Source organism: Pseudomonas sp. rhizo25, assembly GCF_031931935.1.
In the GTDB taxonomy this organism is placed as follows: domain Bacteria; phylum Pseudomonadota; class Gammaproteobacteria; order Pseudomonadales; family Pseudomonadaceae; genus Aquipseudomonas; species Aquipseudomonas synxantha.
In genome coordinates, this window is the sequence record NZ_JAUJXA010000006.1 from 144,055 (window position 1) to 168,487 (window position 24,433).

Sequence of the window (24,433 nt, forward strand, 5' to 3'; positions counted from 1 at the left end):
GCCGCTCTTACAGGGGAGGTAGCAACAAGGGTGCCAGGTCCGTGGCGACTCGTAAGAAAAGGCGACAAACCATGTCAGCCGAAGCATTTTTCAGGTGGCGAAAAGGTAGGCTTCCACGTCCATTCCGGCATCGCGCATCTGTGCCAGCTTGTAGCGCAAGGTGCGCGGGCTGATGCCCAGGCGCTCGGCCGCTTCTTTGCGGCGGCCGCGTTCGGCGCGCAGGGTGTCGATGATCATCTGAAATTCGCGGCGACGCAGGTCATCGCCCAGGGCACCGGCCGATTCCGCCTCGGCAACCACTGGCGCCGGCGCCAGGCTCGGCAACGGCGCCGCGCCATTGCCCATGGCCAGGCAGAAGTCCTGGGGCTGGATCAGGCCGCCCTGTTGCAAAATCAACGCACGCTGGATCGCGTTGTCCAGCTCGCGCACGTTACCCGGCCATGGGTAGCTGACCAGGCAGGCCTGGGCCTCGGCCGACAGCCGCGCCTGGGCGTGCTTCATTTTTTTGACGTGGTTGTTCAGCAGGCGCTCGGCCAGCGGGAGGATATCCGCCGGGCGTTCGCGCAACGGGCGCCAGGCCAGCGGAAACACCGATAGCCGGTAGAACAGGTCTTCACGGAAGCGCCCCGCCGCTACCTCGCCAGCCAGGTCGCGGTTAGTGGTGGCGACCACGCGGATATCCAGCTGGATCGGCTTGCGTGCGCCCACGCGCTCCACTTCGCGCTCCTGCAACACGCGCAGTAACTTGGCTTGCAGGCCCAGGGGCATTTCCGAGATCTCGTCGAGCAGGATGGTGCCGCCGTCGGCCTGTTCGAACTTGCCGGCCTGGGCCGCGATGGCGCCAGTGAACGAGCCCTTTTCATGGCCGAACAAGGTGGCTTCAAGCATATTGTCGGGGATCGCCGCGCAGTTGATCGCAATGAAGGGTTGCTTGGCACGGCTGGATTGCTGGTGAATGTAACGCGCCAGCACTTCTTTACCGGTGCCGGACTCGCCGGAAATCAGCACGGTGGAATCACTGCGCGCTACCCGCGCCGCCAATTCCAGCAATTGCGCGCTGGCCGGTTCAAAGGCAATCGGCCCATCGCCCTCGCCCGCCGAAATCACACCCAGGGCGTGTCGGGCCACCAGTTCGATCAATGCCTTGGGTTCGAACGGCTTGACCAGGTAATCCGCCGCGCCCTGGCGCATGGCGTCCACCGCCCGCTCGACGGCACCGTGGGCGGTCATCAGCAGCACCGGCAGCTGCGGCTGGCGTGCGCGCAGCAGGCCGAGCAACTGGTGACCGTCCATGCCGGGCATGTTGACGTCGCTGACCACCAGGCTGAAGGCTTCCTGCTCGACTGCCTCCAAGGCTTCCTCGGCAGAGCCGACCGTACGGTAGTCATGGCCCGCCAACAGCAGCGTGTCAGCCAATGCTTCACGCAGGGCGCGATCGTCTTCCACCAATAAAACCTTGATAGCCATAATTCTTTTACTCCGCGCTTGCCGCACTGGAAAACAGCGGCAAGGTCATCAATGCACAGGTGCCACGCCCCAGGCGGGAACGCAGCTGCAATTGTCCCTGATGGGCCCGGGCCACCGCCTTGACCACGGTCAGGCCCAGGCCAGTACCGTTGGTCTTGGTGGTAAAAAACGGTTCGCCCAGGCGTTGCAACACCTGCGGCTCAATGCCGCTGCCGCTGTCGCTGATACACAGGCGCAGGGTTTGTTCACGGGTATAGAGGTGCACTTTCAGGCGCGCGCCCGGGCCGCTGGCCTGGGTGGCATTTTCGATCAGGTTGAGCAGCGCGCCGACCAGGGTGTCGCGGTTGCACAGCAACTCGCCCTGGTGGCTGTCACACTGCCAACGCAGGTTGGCGTCCTGGACATGGGTGGCCGCCGCCGCTTGCAGGGACTGCATCAGGCCGGCAGGCGTGACGCGGTCGGTCAGCGGCAATTCGCCGCGGGCAAACACCAGCATGTCGCGCACCTGGTGCTCCAATTCATGCAGGCGCTCCTTGAGGCGCCCGGCAAAGCGTTGGTGGGTGGTGGCCGGCAATTGCTCATCAGTCAAATGACTGGCGTAGATCAACGCCGCCGACAACGGCGTGCGGATCTGATGGGCCAAGGACGCGACCATTCGCCCCAGTGACGACAAGCGTTCGTGGCGGGCCAACTGGTCTTGCAGGTGACGGGTTTCTGTCAGGTCGTTGAGCAACACCAATTGGCCCGGCTCGGCGTCCAGGGAGCGGGTGGCAATAGAGAGGCGCCGCCCGTCCTTGAGGGAGACTTCATGGCCGTCGTCTTCACGCGGCGCAAAGCAGCGGGTGATGACTTCACGCCACAGCTCACCTTCCAGCGGCAGGCCGAGCAGGTCGCAGGCCGCCGGGTTGGCTTCGCGCACGCGGCCCTGGTCGTCAATGACGATCACGCCCCCGGGCAGCAGGTCCAGCAGGTTTTGCAGACGGTTGGCCAGGCGCTCTTTCTCGGCCAGCTCTTGCATGCGCTGGGCGCTGACCACCGCCAGTTCGCCTTTAAGCTCGGACACCCGGGCTTCCAGCAGACTGTAGGAGTCGGTCAGTTGGCTCGACATCTGGCTGAACTGTGAGAACGCTTGCTCCAGGCCCTGGCGGGTCGGCGGTTCTACAGGCGAAACCAGCCCCTGGATGGCAGGGGCCGTAGCTAGTTGGGCGGCGTGGGGCATGATGCTCTCTCGCTTGGCTGACCGTCAGTTAAACGGAACGTTGCGAGGGCTGTAGCAATACCCGTGCCGAAAAAATCGCCGGTGTCCGACCTCGCCAATACAGTTCCGTTTTGACGAGTGACTGTTGCTGTCAGACAAGGCGCCGCGACGACTCATAGCTCGCTATGGGGAGGAGCGGCAACGCAGTATGACGGCAACAGGCACCGTCATAAACTGAACAGTATTGGTGAGGTCGGGCACCCTAAATCAATGTGTTGAAAAACAGGCGTCAATCATCCGCCTGTTCATCACCTTCTTTGCGGCTCATACCGTACTTGCGCATCTTCTCCACCAGGGTGGTTCGACGGATACGCAAACGCTCGGCGGCGCGGGCGACGATGCCATGGGCGTCGTCCAGGGCCTGTTGGATCAGCCCCTGTTCCAGGTTGCCGAGGTAGTCTTTCAGGTCCAGGCCTTCGGGCGGCAACAGCGCGGTAGCACCGAAGTCCGGGGTATGGCCGTTGATCGCCACGCGCTCTTCCATGTCACTGCGCAGGCTGTCCAGTTGCTCGTCTTCATCGTCGACGTAGCGGAATTTCTTCGGCAACTCGACCACGCCGATCACACCGTAGGGGTGCATGATCGCCATGCGCTCCACCAGGTTGGCCAATTCGCGGACGTTGCCCGGCCAGCCGTGGCGGCACAGGGACATGATCGCGGCGGAGTTGAAGCGAATCGAACCGCGTTTCTCATGCTCCATGCGCGAGATCAGCTCGTTCATCAGCAACGGGATGTCTTCCACGCGCTCACGCAGCGGCGCCATCTCGATGGGGAATACGTTGAGGCGGTAATACAGGTCTTCGCGGAAGCTGCCGACCTCGATCATGCTTTCGAGGTTCTTGTGGGTGGCGGCAATGATGCGCACGTCGACGCTCTGGGTCTTGTTGCTGCCCACGCGCTCGAAGGTACGCTCCTGCAGCACGCGCAGCAGCTTGACCTGCATCGGCAGTGGCATGTCGCCGATTTCGTCAAGGAACAGGGTGCCGCCATTGGCCAGCTCGAAACGCCCGGCACGGCTGGTGATCGCCCCGGTAAAGGCGCCCTTCTCGTGGCCGAACAGTTCGCTTTCAAGCAGCTCTGCCGGGATCGCCCCGCAGTTGACCGGCACAAAAGGCCCGTCGCGGCGCTTGGAGTGATAGTGCAGGTTACGTGCGACCACTTCCTTGCCGGTGCCCGACTCGCCGAGGATCAGCACACTGGCGTCGGTATCGGCCACTTGCTGCATCATCTGGCGCACGTGCTGGATCGCCCGGCTGGTGCCGACGAGGCTGCGGAACAGGTTGGGTTCACGGTGACGGCCGCGCTCGCGGGCCTGGTCGTACATCTCGCGATAGACCTGGGCGCGGTGCAGGGAATCGAGCAATTTGCTGTAGCTGGGCGGCATTTCCAGATTGGAAAGCACACGGCGGCGCTGGTCTTCCGGCAGGTCCACGGAAGAAATATCGCCCATCAGCAACACGGGAAGGAACTCATCCCAGGTTGACAGTGTCTTTAACAAGCCCAGAACTGCGCCAGGAGCGTTTACCGTCCCGATCAACACACAGATGACTTCACGGCTCGACGCCAACGAGCTGACCGCCTGCTGCCAATCGTGGCTGCCGCAGGGCAAATTTTCTTCACCGAGAAAATTTAAAATCACCGCTAAATCGCGGCGGCGGACGCTATCGTCATCGATCAGCAGAATTTTGGTTTCACGCCACATGCAATAGCAACTTCCCTAGTAAAACTTCCTGCCCCGGAATGAGGGCAATCAAGACGCTTGTAAGATTTCTTACTTACTAGACGTCTGAAATCTGAAAACAGCACTAGTTAAGTCAAAAATGCTGGCACAGTCAAATATATGACGCACCGTTCGGACCAACTGAGCCCATTCATCCGAACAGATGGTAAACCTTTGACGCATTTTTAGCTTGGTTGATCTGCGACATCTCTTCGAAAATCGCCTGGCGCTCGCCGGTCGTGACTTCCAGCAACTGCTGATAAACCACCAGCAGGCTCTCCAATTTCTCGCGCAATGCGCCCTCGTCCACCGGCACTTCGCTGAGCACCTCATCAATCACCGCACGGCAACCCAGGTCCAACTCGCCGACAGCTTCCCAATTACGCTCAGCCAGCGCGCCGAGAAGGGCTTCGCGGGTTTCGTCGATGCGTTGCAGTGCATGGCTCATGATGTGTACCTCAAGGCGATCGGCCTTATTGTGGAGCGATGGCATCCCAGCCTTCTTTGACGGTTATCAGCAAGCGGGCAACTTCATCGATGATTTCTGGGTCATTGCTGGCGTTTGCTTTCAACAGGCGCACGTTCATGTAGTCGTACAACGCCGCAAGACGCTGGATAGTGGCGGGATCCTCGGCCTTCGTTTCGTCCAAGCCTTGACGCAACCCGGTGATGATGTCGATAGCCTTTGTGAGTAACAAACCTTTTTGTGGAATATCCCCACGCGCCATTGCGCCCTTGGCTTGTGCGAGGCGCTCAAGCCCACCTTCCATCAGCATCTGAATCAGACGATGAGGGCTGGCCTCGGATACTTGAGCGTGGGAATTGACCTTCTGGTATTGGCGAAGGGCTCTCATAGGGTTCATGTTGCTACCTCAAAACAGGCCACGGGCGAATAGGATTGCTCTATCCAGTCTTTCGACTGCACCGGCAAAAACTTTAATCCAGAACCGAAGCCGAGGGCGCAAAGCGCGCCCTACTTCAATCAGTTCGATTTAGGATTATTCAATGCGTTGAGCGTGGTCATGATGCTGGAGCTGGTGTTGTTGATCTGCGCAATCATAGTGTCCATCGCGGTGTACTTAGCCGTGAGAGACGTCTGCAGGGCCTCCATTCGGCGATCCAGGGTGCTCTGCTCAGTGGTCAGCTCCGTCAACTTGTTGTTGAGGTCTGTTGCGCGTGCGGCCAGCGTGCCAGTGGCGCCAACATAGCCTGAGGTCACATTGTTCATGCGGCTGATCAAGCCTTTGTCACCAGTGAACATCTTGGCAATATCACCCGCTCCGGTGACCACAGCCTTGTCCCAGGTCTTGTCGTCAAGGCTGAGCAGGCCGGTCTTCTGGTCGGTGGTGATGCCCATTTGGGCCAGGCTGCTGATGGCGCCGCTGCCCGAACCGTTGACCAGCTCACCACGCAAACTGTTCACCAGTTGGCGCATCGATGAGTCGCCAGTCAAAGCCGCCGCGGTAGTAGTCGAGGAATCACCCGTGGCCGTGACTTTGGTCTGCGCATTGACTGATGTCATCAGCGCGTTGTAGGCCGTGACGAACGATTGCACCGACGTCTTCAGAGTCTCAGTGTTACTGCCCACGGTAATGGTGGTAGTGAGCGGCTTGGTCGGGTCCTCAGTCAGCAACTCCAGGCTTACACCACTGATCGCCGAGCTGATCTTGTTGGTGGTGGACTCCATCGCAACGCCATCGATCGAGTATTTGGCGTTCTTCGGAACCTGGCCCGGATCATAACCGGCGGCCAGCTCCGAGTTACCACTAAGGGTAATCGCAGTGCCGTCACCGCTGTTGCTGGAGCCGATAACCAGACGCGAACCCTTAGAGTCACTCAATACGTTGGCATTGATACCTTGCGCCGACAACTGAGTGTTGATGGAGTCACGCACCTGCTGCAAGGTCGCACCACCGGGTATGGTCACATCGTAACTTTTACCCGACTGATTGATAGTAAGCGTCTGATTGTCGTCAGAGCTGTTTGCCTTGGCAGAGGTACCGCCCTCGAAAACCTTGGTCGTCACTTTCGACGTCGTTGCCAGGTTGTTCACGACGAGTGTGTACTTCCCGCTGGAAGCTCCATCCCCGAGGGTAACCTTGACGTTCTTCTCTTCGGAACTGGTAGCCGCAAGACCGTTGAACGAGGAAATGTTGTCCAACTTGGTGATTGCCGCCCGGTAGGCTTCCAACGCCGTCTTCACCGTGCCAACGGCCGACAGTTTGACGGTCGTATCTTTTTGCTGACTGGTGATCTGGGTCTGCTTCGGCGCCCTTTCAGCACCTACCAGAGCCTTGACGATAGATTGCGTGTCGTAGCCCGAACCCGGGCCGGAAATCGTTGAACTTGCCATTTGCAATTCTCCTTGTCCTGCGGCTGCTGCTTTTTTGGCGCATTAACGCTCAGGCAGCAATCAGAAACATGTTTCGTGCCAACTCACGCCTTGGTATCAAACAACAGGCTGCCGGCCTTGCTCAGATCCTGGGCCAGCTTCAGCGCAGTTTCCGAGGGAATCTGTCGGATCACTTCACCGCTATCGGTGGCGATCACTTTGACGACGACTCTATGGGTAGTGTCATCTATGGAGAAGTCCAGGTTGCGTTGGCTCGCCTGAACAAACTCACGAATATCGGTTACAGCTTGCTCCAATGCCGCACGCTTGGGCTCATCGGCAAGAGCTGATTCAGCCTGCGCCACAGGTTTGGCCACGCTAGCAGGCGTGCCAGCGACCGGGGTTGCACCAGACGGGTAAGACGCGTTCAGCTTAATGCTCATGTCCATGTCATCACCTCATAACTGAAAAAACGAAAGGGTACGTAAACGCACCCTTCCGTTAGTCAACCGTTACCGATGTTACTGAAGCAGCTTCAGTACAGCGGATGGCAGCTGGTTGGCCTGTGCCAGGATCGCAGTGGAAGCCTGTTGCAGGGTTTGTTGCTTGGTCAGCTCAGCAGCTTCGGCAGAGAAGTCAGCATCTTCTACGCGGCCTTTGGCAGCGCTGGAGTTCTGCGAAATGCTCTGCAGGTTGGCAGTGGTGCTGTCGAAGCGGTTTTGTACGGCACCCAGTTGCGAACGCTGGCTGTCGATCTGCTGCATGGCGCCTTCCAGAGCCTGGATGGCCTGTTGCGAGCTTGCCGCAGTCAGGACGCTCAGGTTGGAAACGGTGGTTTCCAGGGTGGTAGCTTTGCTGGAGCCAGCAGTCAGACCCAGTGCAGCCAGGCCAGTGCCCGCGCTACCGTCAGCCACTACGATGTCTTTCTTGGAGAACAGAGCCAGGCTGCCGTCAGAGTTTTTGCTGGCGGTAGCACCGGTGCTTGCACTGTTGATCGAGGAAACGATCGCGTCAGTGTTATCACCTGCCTTGAACTTCACTTCAACGCCGTTCAGGCTGATCGAGGTGTCAGCGGTCAGTTTGGCCTGGGAAGTACCAGCCGACAGACCCAGAGAAGACAACGAGCCAGCAGTCGTGTTGGACAGGGCTACGTCAGCGCCGCCAGCAGACTTAACTTGGATACGACCATCAGAACCGATGGTAGCGTCGCCACCAGTGCCTACAGCAGTTTTGATGCTGGTCAGCACAGAAGTGATAGTTGCGTTGGCGGCCCAGGTCACGGCTTTGCCGTTAACACTGATTGCGCCGGCGGCGTCCAGAGTGGTTGCGCCAGTAGCAGGGGCTGCAGCAGTTTTGCCATCAGCGATACCGATAGCGGTGGCGCCACCGGATACGTTGATTGCCGCAGGAGAAGACAGGCTGATTTTACCGCCAGTTTCATCCCAGGAAGCGGTAACACCGGCATTGGCAGTGTTGATCGCAGCAGCAACCGCGGCACCTTTGTCACCAGCAGTCAGAGCGATATCTTTACCGTTGATGTTAATGGTTGCGCCACCAGCAGCAACACCGGCACCTGCAGTTTGCAGAGCAGTTTGCGCTGCACCGGAAGCGACCTTGGCACCCGAGAGGGAAGCGCCGGTTGCAGTGGCGCTGATGCCAGCCAGAGCAGCACCGTTCACAGTGGCTTCGCTGTACGAACCTTTCAGGGCAGTAGCGCTGGTGTCACCCATACCGAACGAGATAGTCTCGTTGGCGTTGGCACCAATCTGGAAAGCAACGTTGTTGAACGTACCGTCCAGCAGGTTACGACCACCGAAGGTAGTGGTGTTGGCGATACGGGTCAGCTCACCCACTTTAGCGGTGAATTCTTGCTGCAGGGAAACACGGTCAGCGTCGCTTTTATCACCGTTGGCCGCTTGCAGGGCGAGTTCACGCAGACGCTGCAGGGTGTTGGTGGATTCCTGCATTGCGCCTTCAGCGGTCTGGGCGATCGAAGTACCGTTGGCGGCGTTGGCAATTGCAACGTTCAAGCCTTTAACCTGGTTGCCCAGACGGTTGGCGATCTGCATGCCGGCAGCGTCGTCTTTGGCGCTGTTGATTTTCTTGCCGGTCGACAGACGGTTCATCGCAGTGCTCAGAGCGTCGGAAGCTTTGTTCAGGTTCTTCTGGACACCCAGGGAGGTGATGTTGGTGTTTACTGATAATGCCATGACGAAATCCTCGTTGGTTGGATACTGCGGCTTCCGGCCCTGGCGACCGCCGGGTGTGGCCTAGAGAACCTACGTAATAGTTATCGTCGTGGTAGCCGGTTGCTTGAGGACTTTTTTGATTTTTTTTAGTAGCCCCGTGCCACCCTTTGCATTTCAAGGGCTTACACCGGCACAAAACCCCGGTTTCATTGGCTTTTCTGACGCCAATAAAAAAACGCCGATGAACGAAGGGTCATCGGCGTTTTTTATGCAGCGGCTAAAACATCACGGGCGATAGAGAATCGCCGAGCCCCACGACAGGCCCACACCAAAACCACTGATCGCCACACGCTTCCAGGTGGCGTCCATCACGTGCTTTTCCAGCAGCAACGGAATGCTCGACGACACGGTGTTACCGGTCTCGACCATGTCCTTGATGAACTTGTCCACCGGCGCTTCTTCGAAACGGCGTGCCACGGCATCGACGATGGCCGCACTGCCCTGGTGGATACAGAAGGCGTCGATGTCATCGGCCTTGAGGTCCGACTCGGCGAGCAGCTCGTGCAAGTGCGCCGGCACCTTGAGCAAGGCGAAGTTGAACACCTGGCGGCCATTCATGAAGAACACACCGTCGCTGACCTTCAGGTGCGGCGCGCCGGAGCCGTCGGTGCCGAACTTGGACTTGCCGAGCAACCACGGCGCGTCTTCGCCCATCCAGGTGGCGGTGGCCGCATCACCGAACAGCATGGTGGTGTTGCGGTCTTCGGGGTCGACAATCTTCGAATACGGGTCGGCGGTGATCAGCAGGCCGTTTTTCAGGCCGGCGGCTTCCATGAAGCCCTTCATCGCGTAGATGCCATAGACGTAGCCGGAACAGCCCAGGGAGATATCGAAGGCTGCCACGTGGGTGGGCAGGCCCAGTTTGTCCTGAACGATGGCTGCGGTGTGAGGCAAGCCCTCTTCATCGCCGTTCTGGGTGACGACGATCAGCGCGTCGATAGACTCGCGCTTCAACGCCGGGTTGTTGGCAAATAAAGCGTTGACCGCTTCGACACACAGGTCGGACGTCTCCTGTGCAGCTTCCTTGCGCGGCAGGAACGCCGAACCGATCTTGCCGATGATGAACTCTTCATCCTTGGCGAATTTGGCACCCTGGGCGTAGTTATCGATCCCGTCTGCCGGCACGTAACTGGCGATGCTTTTTATGCCAATCATTATGGCTTCCCAATACTAAATAGCTGGAGAACACCCCTCGGGCTACGCCGGGAGTGCTGACAATAAAGGGGATAACCCCATGAAAATCTCGCTGAAAGCCACCGCGCAAGGACCCTGCGACGACTTATCCTTTTCACACGATACAGTGAAGATGCGCTTTATGACTCACAGGTCACTCAATTTTGTGTGCTTTGTGCAAAACCTTTCAACAATTAAACCCCATAAACGACAACGGCCCGCCCTGTTTCCAGAGTAGGCCGCTTGACGAAACACCGTTTACATCTTGTTGAACAGGCTCAACTGCGAGATTTTCACAAAGGCCAGCTGCGAGGCCTGCAACATGGTCTGCTGCAAGCTCAGGTTGATGGCCGCTTCGGCGAAGTCGACGTTGCCCAGGGCGCTCATGGTGGTGGTATTGGCCAGGTCCAGGCTGACGTTTTCCCTGGACTGAATGTCCAGGCCATTGAGGCGCGCGCCCACGGAGCCACGCGCCTGGTCGATCTGCCCGTAGGCATTGGTCAGATTGCCGATGGACTTGGCCACCACGTCCTTGAGCTCCTTCTGCGCCGCTGGATTGCCGTCTGACGGGGTTTCCAGGATTTTGCGCAAATGGCTCAGGGTGTCGAGGACGTTTTCGTTCTTGTTGCTGGTGGCGCCGATCGAAAATTGGTCGCCAGCGGCTGGAGCCGGTGCGGTGGTGACATCGAAGGTCACCCCTGCCGCCGTGATCGAGGTTGCACCGGCCGCCAGGGTACCGCTGGCGATGGATTGGCTGTCTGCCGTATAAGGCTGCGCGTACAGGTCATAAGCGCCGGCCGCACCGAACTTGACGATGACACCGGAGTTGGGAAAGGTGCTGGCGTAGGCCGCCGGATCGCTCACCGTGCCGCCGCTCAGCTGTGCCGTGGAGGGGTTACTCGGGGTGCGCGATACGCTGAAGGTGTCCGGCTTGACCGAGAGGCTGAACTCACGATCCTTGACGATGGCGTCCGCTGGCGCACCAGGCAGTATGTCTTTGCCCAGCGCGTCTTTGCCCAGGTTCAAGCCAATATCGAACTTGACCCCGCGCAGCTTGATACTCGATCCGCCTTCCTTGGTGGCATCGAAGGTGCCATTGCCCGGAATCTCTGAGGTAATGTCTTTGCCAGCATTGTCCGTTACCACATATTGGGTGCTGCTGGTGAACGTCAGCTTATACGGCTGGCCATCCGAAAAGCTGCTGTCGTAGTTGGAGTTAGCCGCAATCAGGCCGGCCGACACCGTGACCTTCCCATCATCGACCGCTGGCGGCACGAGGATAGGTGCTGTTTGCGTACGGCCAGTGTTCGCCGAGCTTTCCAGCATGCTTTTGGCGGTATTGCCCATGGCTACCGACAGATTTTCCGCAACTTTCAGGCTCAACGGCGTGTCATCGCCCTGGTAGCTGTAGGTGCCATCATTGTTACGGGCGTAGGGAGGCGTGTCGGTCTTGCTCCCGGAGAACATGTAATTACCACTGGAGTCCTTGGTATTGAGCAAGCCCAGGACCTGGTCTTCAATGGCGCCGATCTCCGCGGCGGTCGATTTGCGGTCAGCGTCACTGATGCCGACGTTGCCCGCCTTCAGCGCCAACTCACTGGCCCTCTGAATCGCGATATTGATATTTTCCAGCACGCTGTCCTGGGTGGTCAGCGAGTTTTTCAGGGTGTCGATGTTGCCATTGAACTGCCCCAGCATGTCTTTCTGCTGTTGCAGCATCAGCAAGCGCGCCGCCGCCACCGGATCATCCGCGGCGGTTTGCACGCGTATACCGGTGGTGGCCTGGTCCTGGGCCTTGACCACACTGGAATAGTTGCTCTGGTACTTGGCGGAACTGGTCTCGAAATACTGCTGTGTAGAAATACGCATCGTCCCAGCCTCCCTTAAAGAGCATTCATCAGTGTGGTGAAGGTTTCCTGCGCAGCCTTGATGATTTGCGACGACGCGGTGTAGTACTGCTGGAACTTGATCATGTCACCCGCTTCATCATCCAGGTTGACCCCGGACACCGAGTTGCGCGCTTCCTTGTTGGCGCTCAGCAACGCGCCGGTGGCGGCGGTGTCGACCCCGGCCTGGCTGGCCTTGGCCCCCACTTGCGAGACCAGCTTGCTGTTGGCCCCCACCAGGCTGGTGCCGCCGTTGCCATCGCCCATGCCAACGGTGGCTTTGGTTTGCAGGTTCAGCAGTTCCTGGGCGTTGCGGCCGTCGGACTTGCCGCCACTGTTGAAGGCGAAGGTGGTGCTGTCGCCTTGTGCCGGTGAGCCGTTGACGGTGGTGTCGAACTTGAAGCTCTTGCCGGGGATCGCGACCCCGTTGGCGTCACGCATCGGCACGTCCACGGTGATCTTGTTGCCCTGCCCCGGAATAATCGAGCCGGTGCTGATCGGGTTGCCCTTGGAATCGCTGATCGTGTAGGACTGCGTACCATCAGCGGCCGGTTTGGCAAAGACCATTTTCACCGGCATCGAGTTTTCAATACCGGCGCGCAGCTGTGCGGTGTCGGCGCCGCCATTAATATCCAGCGGTACTGTCAGGGACGGCTGGGTGAACGTGCCCGTGCCACTGTTGGTGTTGCTGCTGGTTCCCGCCAACGGGCCGGCAAACGCCAGCTTGTTCGCATCGGTGAGCGCCACGCCAATCGCGCTGGCCCCAGTGGCAGTCGGGCTGACCTTGAAGCTGTCGCCATAGGCCATCGTGCCCTTGCCATCCAGCGCCAGGGTGAAGCCGTCCATGGTCGGCGGCGGCGTGGCGGACATATCAAAGGTGCCCATGGCCTTGCCGTCCGAGCGCAGTACCGTGACCTTGTTGGGGTCGGTCTTGTCGTTGAAGCTCACGGTGTAGTCAAACGCGGACAACTTGCTGCTGTCCTTGATCGTCACATTCAGGTTGCCTGCCCCGGCACTGTTGCCCAATGCGCCCTGGCTGCGCGAGGCAACGGCGACGGCGCTGTTGATGTCTTTGAACAGCGAAACGCCAAAGTCACCATTGAGGTCCAAGCCCTGGCCCAGTTGGTTGTTGATGGTGTCTGCGGTCGCTATGGCGATACGGCCCAGGTCATTGATAGCCGGCATCAAGGCATCACTGCGATAACGCAACAGGCCGCCGATGCTGCCGCCGCTGATCACGCCACCCAAGTCCATGGGGGTGCCGTTGGTATTCAACTGGATAGTGTACTGGCTGTTATCGGTTTTGCTCGGCACTGCAGAAATCGTATTGGAGATCCCGCCTTCTACCAAGGACTGGCCGGTGCCGGTGGTCACGCTGAACTGGCCGTTCTTCTCGGTGGCCGTTACGCCGATCAATTCATTGAGCGAGCGTACCGCCTCGTTGCGCGAGTCCAGCAGGTTGGCCGGCGCATTGCCCGACGCGCCTTGCACCTGGGTGATCTGCTTGTTAAGCGAGGCAATCGAGGCGGTCAATTGATTGACCTGCTCACTCATGCTGCTCAGTTGGTTGTTGATGGTCTCTTTCTGCTGGGTCAACTGCGTCGAAATCGAGTTGAAACGACTGCTCAGGGTCTGGGCGTTGGTCACCAGCAGCTGCCGCGCAGACAGGTCACTGGGGTTGGACGCCGCGGTCTGCAGGGTGGCGAAAAACGAACTGAGCACCGAGGACAAACCGGTGGTCTTGTCCGACAACACTTTGTCGACGGCACCGACCTGATCCAGATACGCCTTGGCATCGTTATTCAGGGCCGTGCTGTTCTGGTAGGCGGTGTCGAGGTATTCGTTGTACACCCGGCGCACGTCAGCCAGGGTGGTACCGGTGCCGATGAACACACCGCCGAACGGGTTCGACGCGTTGGTATTCTGCGTGGTCTGCTGCCGCGAGTACCCTGGGGTATTAACGTTGGCGATGTTATTACTCAAGACCGACAGCGATCCTTGAGCGGCGTTGAGCCCTGACATCCCGATACTGAGCAAACTCATGGTTCAGACCTTATAAATGTGTGGTTGCGCCAGCGGCAGCGTAGTTCTGGTAACTGTTCATATTTTTTGCGATCTGCGAAATCTTGCTGGCGTAAGCCGGGTCGGTTGCATAACCGGCTTTTTGCAACTCGCGTACAAACTGTTCCGGGTTATCGGCTGATTTCAAGACTTCTTTATAGCGATCATGGCTTTGCAGCAGGGTCACAAGGTCGTGGAAGCTGTCCTGGTAGGAGCTGTAGGAACGGAACTGCGCCGTTTCCTTGACCATCGCGCCATCGCGGAACTCGCTGGTGATCGCACGGGCCTGGCCGCCCTGCCAACTCTGGCCGGCCTTGATGCCGAACAGGTTGTGGCTGCTGCTGCCGTCCTCGGCGCGCATCACCGATTTGCCCCAGCCGGTTTCCAGCGCGGCCTGGGCCACCAGGTACTTGGGGTCGATACCGATACGCGCGGCGGCCGCCTTGGCCATCGGCAACATGGTGGCGACGAATTCGTCCTGGGAGCTGAAGGCTTTTTTCGCCGGCGCCAGCGGTGGTTGGGCAATGGCGCGGCCATAGACCTGCATTTGTCCGCTTGGCACGGCAAAGCTGCGGGCGGCGCTGCTGACCACATTGTCGTCGGCGGCGCTGTTGCGCAGGGGCGCGCTTTTGGCTTCGGCGGCAACCGGGGCACTCGGCACGATGCCAGCCAGCAGGCGGTCGGCCAGTTTGCTTGGCAAGGCGATACGGCGCTGGTTCATCAGCTCCATGTCGTTGGTGTGCGCACTGGTGCCCTCAGGAACCGCCACGCGATAAGCCCACAAAGGCCGCTGGCCATTGGAGCGGCCCAGCGGCCCGTCGGCCTGAGTACCGGCGCCAATCTCGGTCGGCACATCGACTTTCTTCACCGGCACATCCGCCGCCGGGCCTTGCAAGGTGGCGGCCTGGGCCTGCACCGGCTTGTTCTTCTGCATCTGGCGCATCAGCACGTCGGCCAGGCCGATACCGCCGCCTTCGCGGGACATCGAGACCGCCAGTTGCTGGTCGTACATTTCCTGATACTGCTTGGCCGCCGGGGTGTTCAGCGGGTTGTCCTTGCCCAGGGCGTCGGTGGCCGAGCGCATGGACTTGAGCATCTCGTTGAGGAACAGCGACTCGAACTCCTGCGCCACCTTGCGCATATTGCCGTCGCTGTTCTTGTCGGCGCCGACTTTGAGCTGGTTAAGCCGGTTCAAGTCGGAGTAAGACCCCGAGTCCGCCGTGCTGCTGATGCCGCTTTTGCGCATATCCATGGCCATGGCCTCAGATCACAATGAGGTCGGCTTGCAAGGCGCCGGCCTGTTTCAAAGCTTCAAGGATCGCCATCAAGTCACCGGGCGCTGCGCCCACCTGGTTCACCGCGCGGACAATCTCGTCCAGGGTGGTACCGGGGCCGAACTTGAACATCGGCTTGGCTTCTTGCTGGGCATTGACCCGCGAGCGCGGGACCACGGCGGTCTGGCCGTTGGACAGCGGCCCCGGCTGACTGACGATCGGGTCTTCGGTGATGGTCACCGTCAGGCTGCCGTGGGTCACCGCTGCCGGCGAAACCTTGACGTTCTGGCCGATCACGATAGTGCCGGTACGCGAATTGATAATGACTTTTGCCACGGCCTGGCCAGGGTCGACCTCAAGGTTTTCCAGGATCGACAGGTAGTCCACGCGCTGGCTTGGGTCCAGCGGCGCGGTGACGCGAATCGAGCCGCCGTCGATGGCCTGGGCTACACCAGGGCCAAGCATGTCGTTGATCTTATCGACCACGCGCTTGGCGGTGGTGAAGTCGGAACGGTTGAGGTTCAGGGTCAGGCTGTTGCCCTGGTTGAACCCGCTCGGCACGGTGCGTTCAACCGTGGCGCCACCGGGGATGCGCCCGGCCGACGGCACGTTAACGGTGATCTTCGAGCCATCGCGGCCTTCGGCGTCAAACCCGCCCACCACCAGGTTGCCCTGGGCGATGGCGTAGACGTTGCCGTCGATACCTTTGAGCGGCGTCATCAGCAAGGTGCCACCGCGCAGGCTCTTGGAGTTACCCATGGACGACACCGTGATGTCCACCACCTGGCCCGGCTTGGCGAACGGCGGCAAGTCGGCGCTGATCGACACGGCGGCGACGTTTTTCAACTGGACGTTGCCCGAGCCTGGCGGCACCTTGATGCCGAACTGCGAGAGCATGTTGTTGAAGGTCTGCAGGGTGAACGGCGTCTGGGTGGTCTGGTCACCCGTACCGTTGAGCCCCACCACCAGGCCATAGCCGATCAACTGGTTGGAACGCACGCCGGAAATACTGGCGATGTCCTTCAGGCGTTCGGCCTGGGCCACAGCGCTTAAGGCCAGCAAGAGTGCCGTCGCCATCAGCTGTTTGAAGTTCAAAGTGGCCACCTAGAAAGGGAACAGCGGGCTAAGGAAGAACCGGTCGAACCAGCCCGGCTGACTGGCATCAGCAAACGAACCCGTACCCGAGTAGGTGATGCGTGCATCGGCAATCCGCGTCGAAGGCACGGTGTTGTCGGTGGAAATGTCATCGGCGCGGACCATGCCGGCAATGCGCACCAGCTCGTCGCCGGTGTTGAGGGTCATCCACTTTTCACCGCGTATGGCAATGATGCCGTTGGGCAATACGTCGGCCACAGTCACGGTGATCGAACCGGTCAGGCTGTTGCCCTGCCCCGCCGCACTCTTGCCGTTGGTAGCGCGGTCGCCGCTGTAGCCGGCATCCAGGCTCAGGTCACCGCCGCCCAGGGGGTTGTTGGTGCTGAGGCCACCCCCGAACAACGAGGTCAGGCCGATGCTCGCCTTGCTGTTCTTGCCGATCTGCGAGTTGGCGTTCTTGCTGGCCTGGGTCTTCTCGTTAAGGGTGATGGTGATGATGTCACCGACCCGGAACGCCTTGCGGTCGCTGTACAGGTTCTGTTCGAAACCGGCCTGGTAGATCGAGCCGTTATTGGCCGCCGCCGGCAATGGCGTGCGCGGCAACACCGGCGCGTAGTACGGGTCATTGGGCTTTGGCGTCGGGGCAACACACCCCGCGAGCACGGCGATCCCACTCAATGCCAAAACGGAAACATAGCGATTCATGACCCTTACCTCATGGTGTTGCAGGCGCTTTCGAAAGCGCCCCAGACTGGATTACAGATTCTGCGTAACGAACGAAAGCATCTGGTCGGCGGTGGAAATCACCTTGGAATTCATCTCGTAGGCGCGCTGGGTGGTGATCATGTTGACCATCTCCTCAACGGTGCTGACGTTGGAGGTTTCCAGGGTGCTTTGCAGGGTGGTGCCGAAACCGTTCAAGCCAGGGGTGCCGATTTGCGGCGCGCCGCTGGAGGCGGTTTCCAGGAACAGGTTGTTGCCCATCGCCTGCAGGCCGGCCGGGTTGATGAAGTCGGCGGTTTGCAGGTTGCCGATCACTTGCGACGCCGGGTTGCCGGCCACGGTGATCGACACGGTACCGTCGTTGCCCACGGTAAAGGTCTTGGCATCCGGTGGTACCACCACGGCAGGTTCCAGGGCGAAACCGTTGGCGGTGACGATCTGGCCATTGGAGTCCAGGTGGAAAGTACCGTCACGGGTATAGGAAGTAGTGCCATCCGGTTGCAGCACCTGGAAGAAGCCACGGCCGTTGATGGCCATGTCCAGCGGTTGTCCGGTTTGTTGCAGGTTACCGGCGCTGAAGTTTTTCTGGGTGCCGACGATCTGTACACCGGTACCTAGTTGCAGGCCCGACGGCAATTCGCTGTCTTGAGTCGACTGGGCACCTGGTTGCTTCTTGATCTGATAGAGCAGGTCCTGGAACTCGGCGCGATCACGTTTGAAGCCCGTGGTCGAGACGTTCGCCAGGTTGTTGGAAATGGTGGTCAGGTTGGTGTCCTGGGCGGACAGGCCTGTCTTGGCAACCCATAGAGCCGGAAGCATGCTGTTCTCCTTCGTGCGCCTGTTTGTTGGCGCCGTGCGACGAAATTAATTAGGGGCTTAGCTCATCTGCATGACGCGAGTCATGGCCTGGTCGTCTTCTTTAGCGCTGTTCATCATCTTGATGTGCAGCTCGAACTGCTTGGAGAGCGCCAGCACCGCGGTCATTTCCTCCACCGCGTTGACGTTGCTCGCCTGCAGGAAGCCCGAGGTCAGGGTGACGTTCGCGTCGGCCTGGGCCGGCTGGCCATCCCTGGTGTGGATGGTGCCGTCCAGGCCCTTGGTCATGTTTTTGAGGTCGGGCTGGACCAGCTTGATGCGGTCCACTTCCGCCATCACCCGTGGGCCTTCGCCCATGGCACGGATACTGATGGTGCCGTCTGCACCCACTTCGATTTTCTGCTGGGGTGGCACGGCAATCGGGCCGCCGTTGCCCATGATCGGCATACCGTTGCCGGCACGCAGCACGCCCAGGGCATCCACATTCATGCTGGCGCTGCGCACGTAGGCTTCGCCGCCATCCGGGGTTTGCACGGTCATCCAGCCGTCGCCGCTGACGGCTACATCCAGGTCACGACCGGTTTCGATCATCGCCCCCGGAGAGAAGTCAGTGGCCGGCCGCTCGGTCATGGCAAATGCCCGCGCCGGAAAGCTGTCACCGAACACCGGCATCGAACGCGCCTGCTCCAGGTCACGCTGGAAGCCGTTGGTGGAAATGTTCGCCAGATTGTTGGCATGGGCCTTCTGCGCCAGTGCGTTCTGACTGGCGCCGGTCATTGCCACATAAAGGTATTTGTCCACGCTCTATCCTCTTTCTGACGGACGCTTGCCGTCCACCGCTGTACTAATGAGGCTTAAGCAATTTGCGAACCAACTTTTAAAAAGAGGCTGAAGTCCAGGCGCGACGGGGGTTTGCGGCGAAACAGGATGATTTGAGGCTTGAGCGCGAGTCGAAAAAACGGCGGACTACTGCCGCCTGCGGCAACCACCGACCTGGAAAACGACGAAGATCAAATGTGAAGCTTGCTCCCGATGGCGGTGTGTCAGCTCACCTGTAGCTGACACACCGCCATCGGGAGCAAGCCCCCTCCTACATTTTTGACCGCGTAGTGTCAGCGAATTATTTGTCGGCCTTGAGGATTTCGTAATCGCGCAGCTTATTGGCGATGGTGGTGTGCGACACGCCCAAGCGTTTGCCAAGCTGCCGGCTGCTGGAATGCTCGGCATAAAGGCTTTCCAGCACGGCCTTCTCGAACCGTCCAACAATCTCCTCTAACCCGCCCTCCAGGGAAAAATCGCCAAGGGGCTGGCGCACCCCGTAGTCCGGCAAGCGGATATGCTCGGCCTTGACCACCCCACCGTCACACAGCGACACGGCCTGGAACAGCACGTTTTCCAGCTGCCTTACGTTGCCTGGCCAGTGGTAGTGACTCAAGCGATCCATCGCCGCAGGCGCGAGCTTGGGCAAAGGGCAGCCGATCTGTCGGCTGGCCTGGTCGAGGAAGTGCTCAACCAGTGGCACCAGGCCGTCGAGGCATTCGCGCAACGGCGGGATATGCAACGACAGCACATTGAGCCGGTGATAAAGATCCTGGCGAAACTCACCTCGGGCGCAGAGTTCCGACAAGTCCACCTGAGTGGCGCAGATCACGCGCACATCCAGGTACACCTCTTCGTCACTGCCAACCCGCCGGAAACAGCCGTCCTGCAGGAAGCGCAACAACTTCACCTGCAAGCGCGCGCTCATTTCCCCCACCCCATCGAGGAACAAGGTGCCGCCCGCCGTCAATTCCAGCAGCCCGAGCTTGCCTTCCGCCCGCGCGCCCTCAAAAGCGCCGGGGCCGTAGCCGAACAGTTCGGTCTCGGCCATCGACTCGGGCAACCCTGCGCAGTTGAGCGCCATCAGCGGTGATTGCCCACGGGGGCTGGCCAAGTGGCAGGCACGGGCCAACAACTCTTTACCCGTGCCGGTTTCACCTTCTATTAATAGAGGCGCATCCAGTGGCGCCATGCGCCGCGCTTCGCGGACCACTGCGGCCATGACCTTGGAGCTCTGGAAAATGCTGTCGAACCCGCGCAGCTCTTGCTTGCGCACGTTATAGATACGCTCACCGACGCGGTCGGCGCGATGCAGGGTGAGCACCGCGCCGGCCATGGCTTCGCTGTCATCGTGTTCGGAGGATTGCAGCGGCGCGATATCCGCCAGGAACACGTCCCCCTTGACCTTGACCCGAAGCCCATTGATGCGCGATTTGCTGGCGCGTACCAACTCCGGCAAGTCGAAATCCTCAGCGTAGCGCGACAACGGAATGCCCGGCACTTCGTCCACACGCACGCCGAGCAACTGCGCCGCCGCACGGTTGGCGGCCACGATGGAGCCGCCCATGTCGATGGACAGCACTGGAAACTCCAGGGCGCCGAGCAGCGCATTGAGTTCCATATGCCGCCGCTCGCTGGGCATCAGCCCCACTCGCTTGACGCCGAACACGCCGCCAATCGCTTCGAACTGCGGGCGTAGCGCCTGGAACTGCATATTCACCAGGTTCGGGCAGAACAGGTAGATGGCATTGCCATGCTCCCCACCGACCTCGCCCTTGGCGACGTTGACGCCGTACTCCACCAGCAGGTTGAGGATGTCCCGCAGGATGCCGATGCGGTTCTGGCAATGCACTTTGATACGCATGAAAAGGCTCGAAAAGTAGGTAGGCGCCGCGTCTTTTTGTCGCCCAGCGCAGATAGTCGTCAAGATTATGTGACAGAGCGTAGGCGTTTCCCAGCCCATAACGCGGATAAGTCATCCATTCGTAACGAATACTTTACGAAAAACGGTAATTTTTCCTACATACCCTGGTGCAACGTAGATGGAATCCTGGGCCCACCGGGTTATCAATAATGCATCGCAGGACATAACAAGAACGAATGCCTAGCAGGAGAGCCGTATGAAGCAGACGCACTACGTGGCCCGCGAGCCCGATGCGCAAGGTTTTATCCACTACCCGCCGGAAGAACACGCGGTGTGGAATACCCTGATCACTCGTCAACTCAAGGTGATCGAGGGTCGCGCCTGCCAGGAATACCTGGACGGCATCGACAAGCTCGGCCTGCCCCTGGATCGTATCCCCCAGTTGGGCGAAATCAACAAGGTGCTGGCCGAAACCACCGGCTGGCAAGTGGCCCGCGTGCCGGCGCTGATTCCCTTCCAGACCTTCTTCGAACTCCTCGCCAGCAAGCAGTTTCCGGTAGCGACGTTCATACGCACCCGCGAAGAATTGGACTACCTGCAAGAGCCGGATATTTTCCACGAGATCTTTGGCCACTGCCCTTTGCTGACCAACCCTTGGTTCGCCGAATTCACCCACACCTACGGCAAGCTCGGCCTGGCGGCGACCAAGGAGCAACGGGTATACCTGGCGCGTCTGTACTGGATGACCATCGAGTTCGGCCTGGTGGACACGCCCCAAGGGCGGCGCATCTATGGTGGCGGCATTCTGTCGTCACCTAAAGAAAGCGTGTATTGCCTGTCGGACGAGCCGGAGCATCAAGCCTTCGACCCGCTGGAAGCGATGCGCACCCCATATCGCATCGACATCCTGCAACCGCTGTACTTCGTATTGCCCGAACTCAAGCGCCTGTTCGACGTGGCGCAGGAAGACATCATGGGCATGGTTGAGCGCGGTATGGAATTGGGGCTGCACGCTCCGAAATTCCCTCCGAAACCCAAAGCCGCGTGAACCTCAGGTTTTAACGCCAGGTGAGTCTGTTCCCTGGCCCCGCGTTGCTTTAGGGTAACGCCACTGACCTTCAAACATTCGAATTCAGGACACCTCCCATGACCACCTTGAACCAAGCCCACTGCGAAGCCTGCCGCGCCGATGCCCCGCAAGTCAGCGATGAAGAACTGCCGGTGCTGCTCAAGCAGATCCCCGATTGGAACATCGAAGTGCGCGACGGCGTCATGCAGTTGGAAAAGGTTTTCCTGTTCAAGAACTTCAAGTTCGCCCTAGCCTTCACCAACGCCATGGGTGAAATCTCCGAGGCCGAAGGCCATCACCCTGGCCTGCTCACCGAATGGGGCAAAGTCACTGTGACTTGGTGGAGCCACTCGATCAAGGGCCTGCACCGCAACGACTTCATCATGGCCGCACGCACCGATGAAGTGGCCAAGACCGCCGAGGGCCGCAAGTAATGCACTTCGACGCCATTGGCCGCGTGCCCGGCGACCCGATCCTCGGGCTGATGGACCTGTATGCCCAGGACGCCAACCCGGACAAATTCGACCTGGGTGTGGGCGTCTATAAGGACGACCAGGGCCTGACGCCGATTCCCCACTCGGTGAAGCTTGCGGAGCAGCGCCTGGTCGATACCCAGGTGACCAAGACCTACATCGGCGGCCATGGCGATGCGGCTTTCGGCACGCTGATCAGCCAGTTGGTACTCGGTGCCGATTCGGCCTTGCTGCGCGAGCGCCGTGCCGGCGCCACCCAGACCCCAGGCGGCACCGGTGCCCTGCGCTTGAGCGCCGATTTTATCGCCCAGAGCCTGCCTGGCCGTGGCGTGTGGCTGAGCAATCCGACCTGGCCGATCCACGAAACCATCTTCGCCAAGGCTGGACTCAAGGTCAGTCATTACCCTTACGTGGGCAGTGACAACCGCCTGGATGTGGCGGCGATGCTGGCAACCCTGTCAACGGTGCCCAAGGGCGATGTGGTGCTACTGCACGCCTGCTGCCACAACCCGACCGGCTTCGACCTGTCACAGGATGATTGGCGCCAGGTGTTGCAGATTGTGCGTGAACGCCAGTTGCTGCCGCTGATCGACTTTGCCTACCAGGGCTTTGGCGATGGCCTGGAGCAGGACGCTTGGGCGGTGCGATTGTTCGCAGCTGAACTGCCGGAAGTGCTGGTCACCAGTTCCTGCTCGAAAAATTTTGGTTTGTATCGCGATCGTGTGGGCGCGTTGATCGTATGTGCCGCGGATGCGGAAAAACTCACCGATGTGCGCAGCCAACTGGCGAATATCGCGCGCAATCTGTGGTCGACGCCGCCTGATCATGGTGCTGCCGTGGTCGCGACCATTCTTGGTGATGCCGAGCTGAAAAAACTGTGGAGCGAGGAAGTCGAGGCCATGCGTTCGCGGATCGCGCACTTGCGTTCCGGGTTGGTGGAAGCGTTGGCGCCCCATGGCTTGGCCGAGAAGTTTGCCCATATCGGCGCACAACGCGGGATGTTTTCCTATACCGGTTTGAGTGCCGATCAGGTCAAGCAACTGCGCGAGAAGCACAGCGTGTATATGGTCAGTTCAGGCCGGGCCAACGTGGCCGGGGTGGATGCGACACGTTTGACGCTGCTGGCCCAAGCTATCGCCGACGTTTACAACTGAAAACCCCGGGACCCAATGTGGGAGGGGGCTTGCCCCCGATTGCGGTGTGTCAGCTGAATAGTTGCTGGCTGATCCACTGCTATCGGGGGCAAGCCCCCTCCCACATTTTTAACCGAGTTGGTTTTTAGCCCGTGACCATTTCAGCCTTGAGCTGCGCCTCCCTGGCCTGAGCATCCGCCAACCGATACAGCTCGATATGCCCATCCCAGTGCTCGATCAACGCCGTGCATGACTCCACCCAATCCCCGCAATTGAGGTAATCCACCTCCCCCACCTTGCGAATCTCGGCATGATGGATATGCCCGCACACCACCCCATGCAGTTCGCGCCTGGTGACTTCGTGGGCGATGGCCTCTTCGAAATCGCTGATAAAGCTCACGGCGGTTTTCACCTTGTGCTTCAGGTACGCCGACAGCGACCAGTAGCCGTAGCCATAGCGTGCACGCCAATGATTGAGCCAGCGGTTGAGGGTGAGGGTGAATTCGTAGGCCGAGTCACCGAGGAACGCCAGCCAACGGTGATAGCGGGTGATCACATCGAACTGGTCGCCGTGGATGACCAACAGATGCCGACCATCAGCGGTTACATGCACCGCCTCGTCCACCAACTGGATATTGCCGAGGATCAGCTTGGAATAGCGCCTTAAAAACTCATCATGGTTGCCGGTGACGTAGATCACCTCGGTGCCGCGCTTGGCCATGGTCAGCAGGCGGCGGATCACGTTGGTGTGGGCCTGGGGCCAATACATGCCGCCGCGCATTTTCCAACCGTCGATAATGTCGCCCACCAGGTAAACCTTGTCGGCGTGATAGCCCTTGAGAAACTGTGACAGGTGTTCAGCCTGGCAATCCCGGGTGCCCAGATGCACGTCGGAAATCCACAGGGTTCGCACCCGTTGCTTGCGGCTGGGCTTGGTGAACTCGGCATGGCTCATGGGCATCCCTCGACGCTGTTTTCGCGAGCTTGCGCCTTGGCGATTAATAGCCCATGACAGCCATGC

21 protein-coding genes are annotated in these 24,433 nt (G+C 59.8%); 3 read left to right on the forward strand and 18 right to left on the reverse strand.

Annotated features, from left to right (window positions below):
- Nucleotides 1–90: 90 nt before the first annotated feature.
- From QZR30_RS15630 to QZR30_RS15710, 17 genes are all read right to left on the reverse strand, one after another.
- The gene (locus QZR30_RS15630; protein WP_068967549.1) at nt 91–1,467 is read right to left on the reverse strand and encodes a sigma-54-dependent transcriptional regulator; all 1,377 of its coding nucleotides are present in this window, start codon (nt 1,465–1,467) and stop codon (nt 91–93) included.
- Nucleotides 1,468–1,474: 7 nt separating this feature from the next.
- The gene (locus QZR30_RS15635) at nt 1,475–2,686 is read right to left on the reverse strand and encodes a sensor histidine kinase (protein ID WP_059397768.1); all 1,212 of its coding nucleotides are present in this window, start codon (nt 2,684–2,686) and stop codon (nt 1,475–1,477) included.
- 268 nt (nt 2,687–2,954) lie between these two features.
- Nucleotides 2,955–4,427, reverse strand: a complete 1,473-nt coding sequence (locus tag QZR30_RS15640; protein WP_043049678.1) for a sigma-54 dependent transcriptional regulator — start codon at nt 4,425–4,427, stop codon at nt 2,955–2,957.
- A 169-nt stretch (nt 4,428–4,596) separates the two neighbouring features.
- The gene (locus QZR30_RS15645; RefSeq protein ID WP_005790088.1) at nt 4,597–4,893 is read right to left on the reverse strand and encodes a hypothetical protein; all 297 of its coding nucleotides are present in this window, start codon (nt 4,891–4,893) and stop codon (nt 4,597–4,599) included.
- A gap of 25 nt (nt 4,894–4,918) precedes the next feature.
- Entirely contained in the window at nt 4,919–5,308 is a 390-nt protein-coding gene (gene fliS / locus QZR30_RS15650) for a flagellar export chaperone FliS (RefSeq protein WP_034117091.1), read from the reverse strand.
- Between the two features lie 119 nt (nt 5,309–5,427).
- Entirely contained in the window at nt 5,428–6,798 is a 1,371-nt protein-coding gene (gene fliD, locus QZR30_RS15655; RefSeq protein WP_046071786.1) for a flagellar filament capping protein FliD, read from the reverse strand.
- An 83-nt stretch (nt 6,799–6,881) separates the two neighbouring features.
- Nucleotides 6,882–7,226, reverse strand: coding sequence for a flagellar protein FlaG (locus QZR30_RS15660; protein WP_046071785.1), 345 nt, complete (start codon nt 7,224–7,226; stop codon nt 6,882–6,884).
- A 72-nt stretch (nt 7,227–7,298) separates the two neighbouring features.
- Entirely contained in the window at nt 7,299–8,987 is a 1,689-nt protein-coding gene (locus QZR30_RS15665; protein WP_046071784.1) for a flagellin N-terminal helical domain-containing protein, read from the reverse strand.
- A 264-nt stretch (nt 8,988–9,251) separates the two neighbouring features.
- Nucleotides 9,252–10,181, reverse strand: coding sequence for a ketoacyl-ACP synthase III (locus QZR30_RS15670; RefSeq protein WP_046071783.1), 930 nt, complete (start codon nt 10,179–10,181; stop codon nt 9,252–9,254).
- Nucleotides 10,182–10,457: 276 nt separating this feature from the next.
- The gene (locus QZR30_RS15675; protein ID WP_046071782.1) at nt 10,458–12,068 is read right to left on the reverse strand and encodes a flagellar hook-associated protein 3; all 1,611 of its coding nucleotides are present in this window, start codon (nt 12,066–12,068) and stop codon (nt 10,458–10,460) included.
- A gap of 14 nt (nt 12,069–12,082) precedes the next feature.
- Nucleotides 12,083–14,128, reverse strand: coding sequence for a flagellar hook-associated protein FlgK (gene flgK, locus QZR30_RS15680; protein ID WP_046071781.1), 2,046 nt, complete (start codon nt 14,126–14,128; stop codon nt 12,083–12,085).
- Between the two features lie 10 nt (nt 14,129–14,138).
- A complete protein-coding gene (flgJ, locus tag QZR30_RS15685) occupies nt 14,139–15,404 on the reverse strand; it encodes a flagellar assembly peptidoglycan hydrolase FlgJ (RefSeq protein WP_046071780.1) in 1,266 nt (421 codons plus the stop codon).
- Nucleotides 15,405–15,408: 4 nt separating this feature from the next.
- Nucleotides 15,409–16,497, reverse strand: a complete 1,089-nt coding sequence (locus QZR30_RS15690) for a flagellar basal body P-ring protein FlgI (protein ID WP_162252765.1) — start codon at nt 16,495–16,497, stop codon at nt 15,409–15,411.
- 27 nt (nt 16,498–16,524) lie between these two features.
- Nucleotides 16,525–17,220, reverse strand: a complete 696-nt coding sequence (flgH, locus tag QZR30_RS15695; RefSeq protein WP_046071779.1) for a flagellar basal body L-ring protein FlgH — start codon at nt 17,218–17,220, stop codon at nt 16,525–16,527.
- 51 nt (nt 17,221–17,271) lie between these two features.
- A complete protein-coding gene (flgG, locus tag QZR30_RS15700; RefSeq protein WP_003192986.1) occupies nt 17,272–18,057 on the reverse strand; it encodes a flagellar basal-body rod protein FlgG in 786 nt (261 codons plus the stop codon).
- Between the two features lie 57 nt (nt 18,058–18,114).
- Entirely contained in the window at nt 18,115–18,855 is a 741-nt protein-coding gene (locus QZR30_RS15705) for a flagellar basal body rod protein FlgF (RefSeq protein WP_311903646.1), read from the reverse strand.
- A gap of 319 nt (nt 18,856–19,174) precedes the next feature.
- Nucleotides 19,175–20,737 (reverse strand): sigma-54-dependent phenylalanine hydroxylase transcriptional regulator PhhR, encoded by a 1,563-nt coding sequence (locus tag QZR30_RS15710; RefSeq protein ID WP_043049668.1) that lies wholly within the window; start codon nt 20,735–20,737, stop codon nt 19,175–19,177.
- 256 nt (nt 20,738–20,993) lie between these two features.
- Here QZR30_RS15710 and phhA point away from each other — a divergent pair, with 256 nt between their 5' ends.
- The 3 genes from phhA (at nt 20,994) to QZR30_RS15725 (ending at nt 23,433) form a co-directional block, all read left to right on the forward strand.
- Nucleotides 20,994–21,785 carry a phenylalanine 4-monooxygenase gene (gene phhA, locus QZR30_RS15715; RefSeq protein ID WP_043049667.1) on the forward strand — a complete coding sequence of 264 codons (792 nt, stop codon included), beginning with the start codon at nt 20,994–20,996 and terminating at the stop codon, nt 21,783–21,785.
- Nucleotides 21,786–21,883: 98 nt separating this feature from the next.
- On the forward strand, nt 21,884–22,240 hold the full coding sequence (locus QZR30_RS15720) for a 4a-hydroxytetrahydrobiopterin dehydratase (protein ID WP_005790113.1): 357 nt from the start codon (nt 21,884–21,886) through the stop codon (nt 22,238–22,240).
- Complete coding sequence (locus tag QZR30_RS15725) at nt 22,240–23,433, forward strand: amino acid aminotransferase (protein ID WP_311903647.1); 1,194 nt, start codon at nt 22,240–22,242, stop codon at nt 23,431–23,433. Before QZR30_RS15720 ends, QZR30_RS15725 begins: the two co-directional genes overlap by 1 nt.
- A 124-nt stretch (nt 23,434–23,557) precedes the next feature.
- On the opposite strand, the gene QZR30_RS15730 is transcribed toward QZR30_RS15725, so the two are convergent.
- Nucleotides 23,558–24,367, reverse strand: a complete 810-nt coding sequence (locus QZR30_RS15730) for a UDP-2,3-diacylglucosamine diphosphatase (protein ID WP_056847913.1) — start codon at nt 24,365–24,367, stop codon at nt 23,558–23,560.
- Nucleotides 24,368–24,433 lie beyond the last annotated feature (66 nt).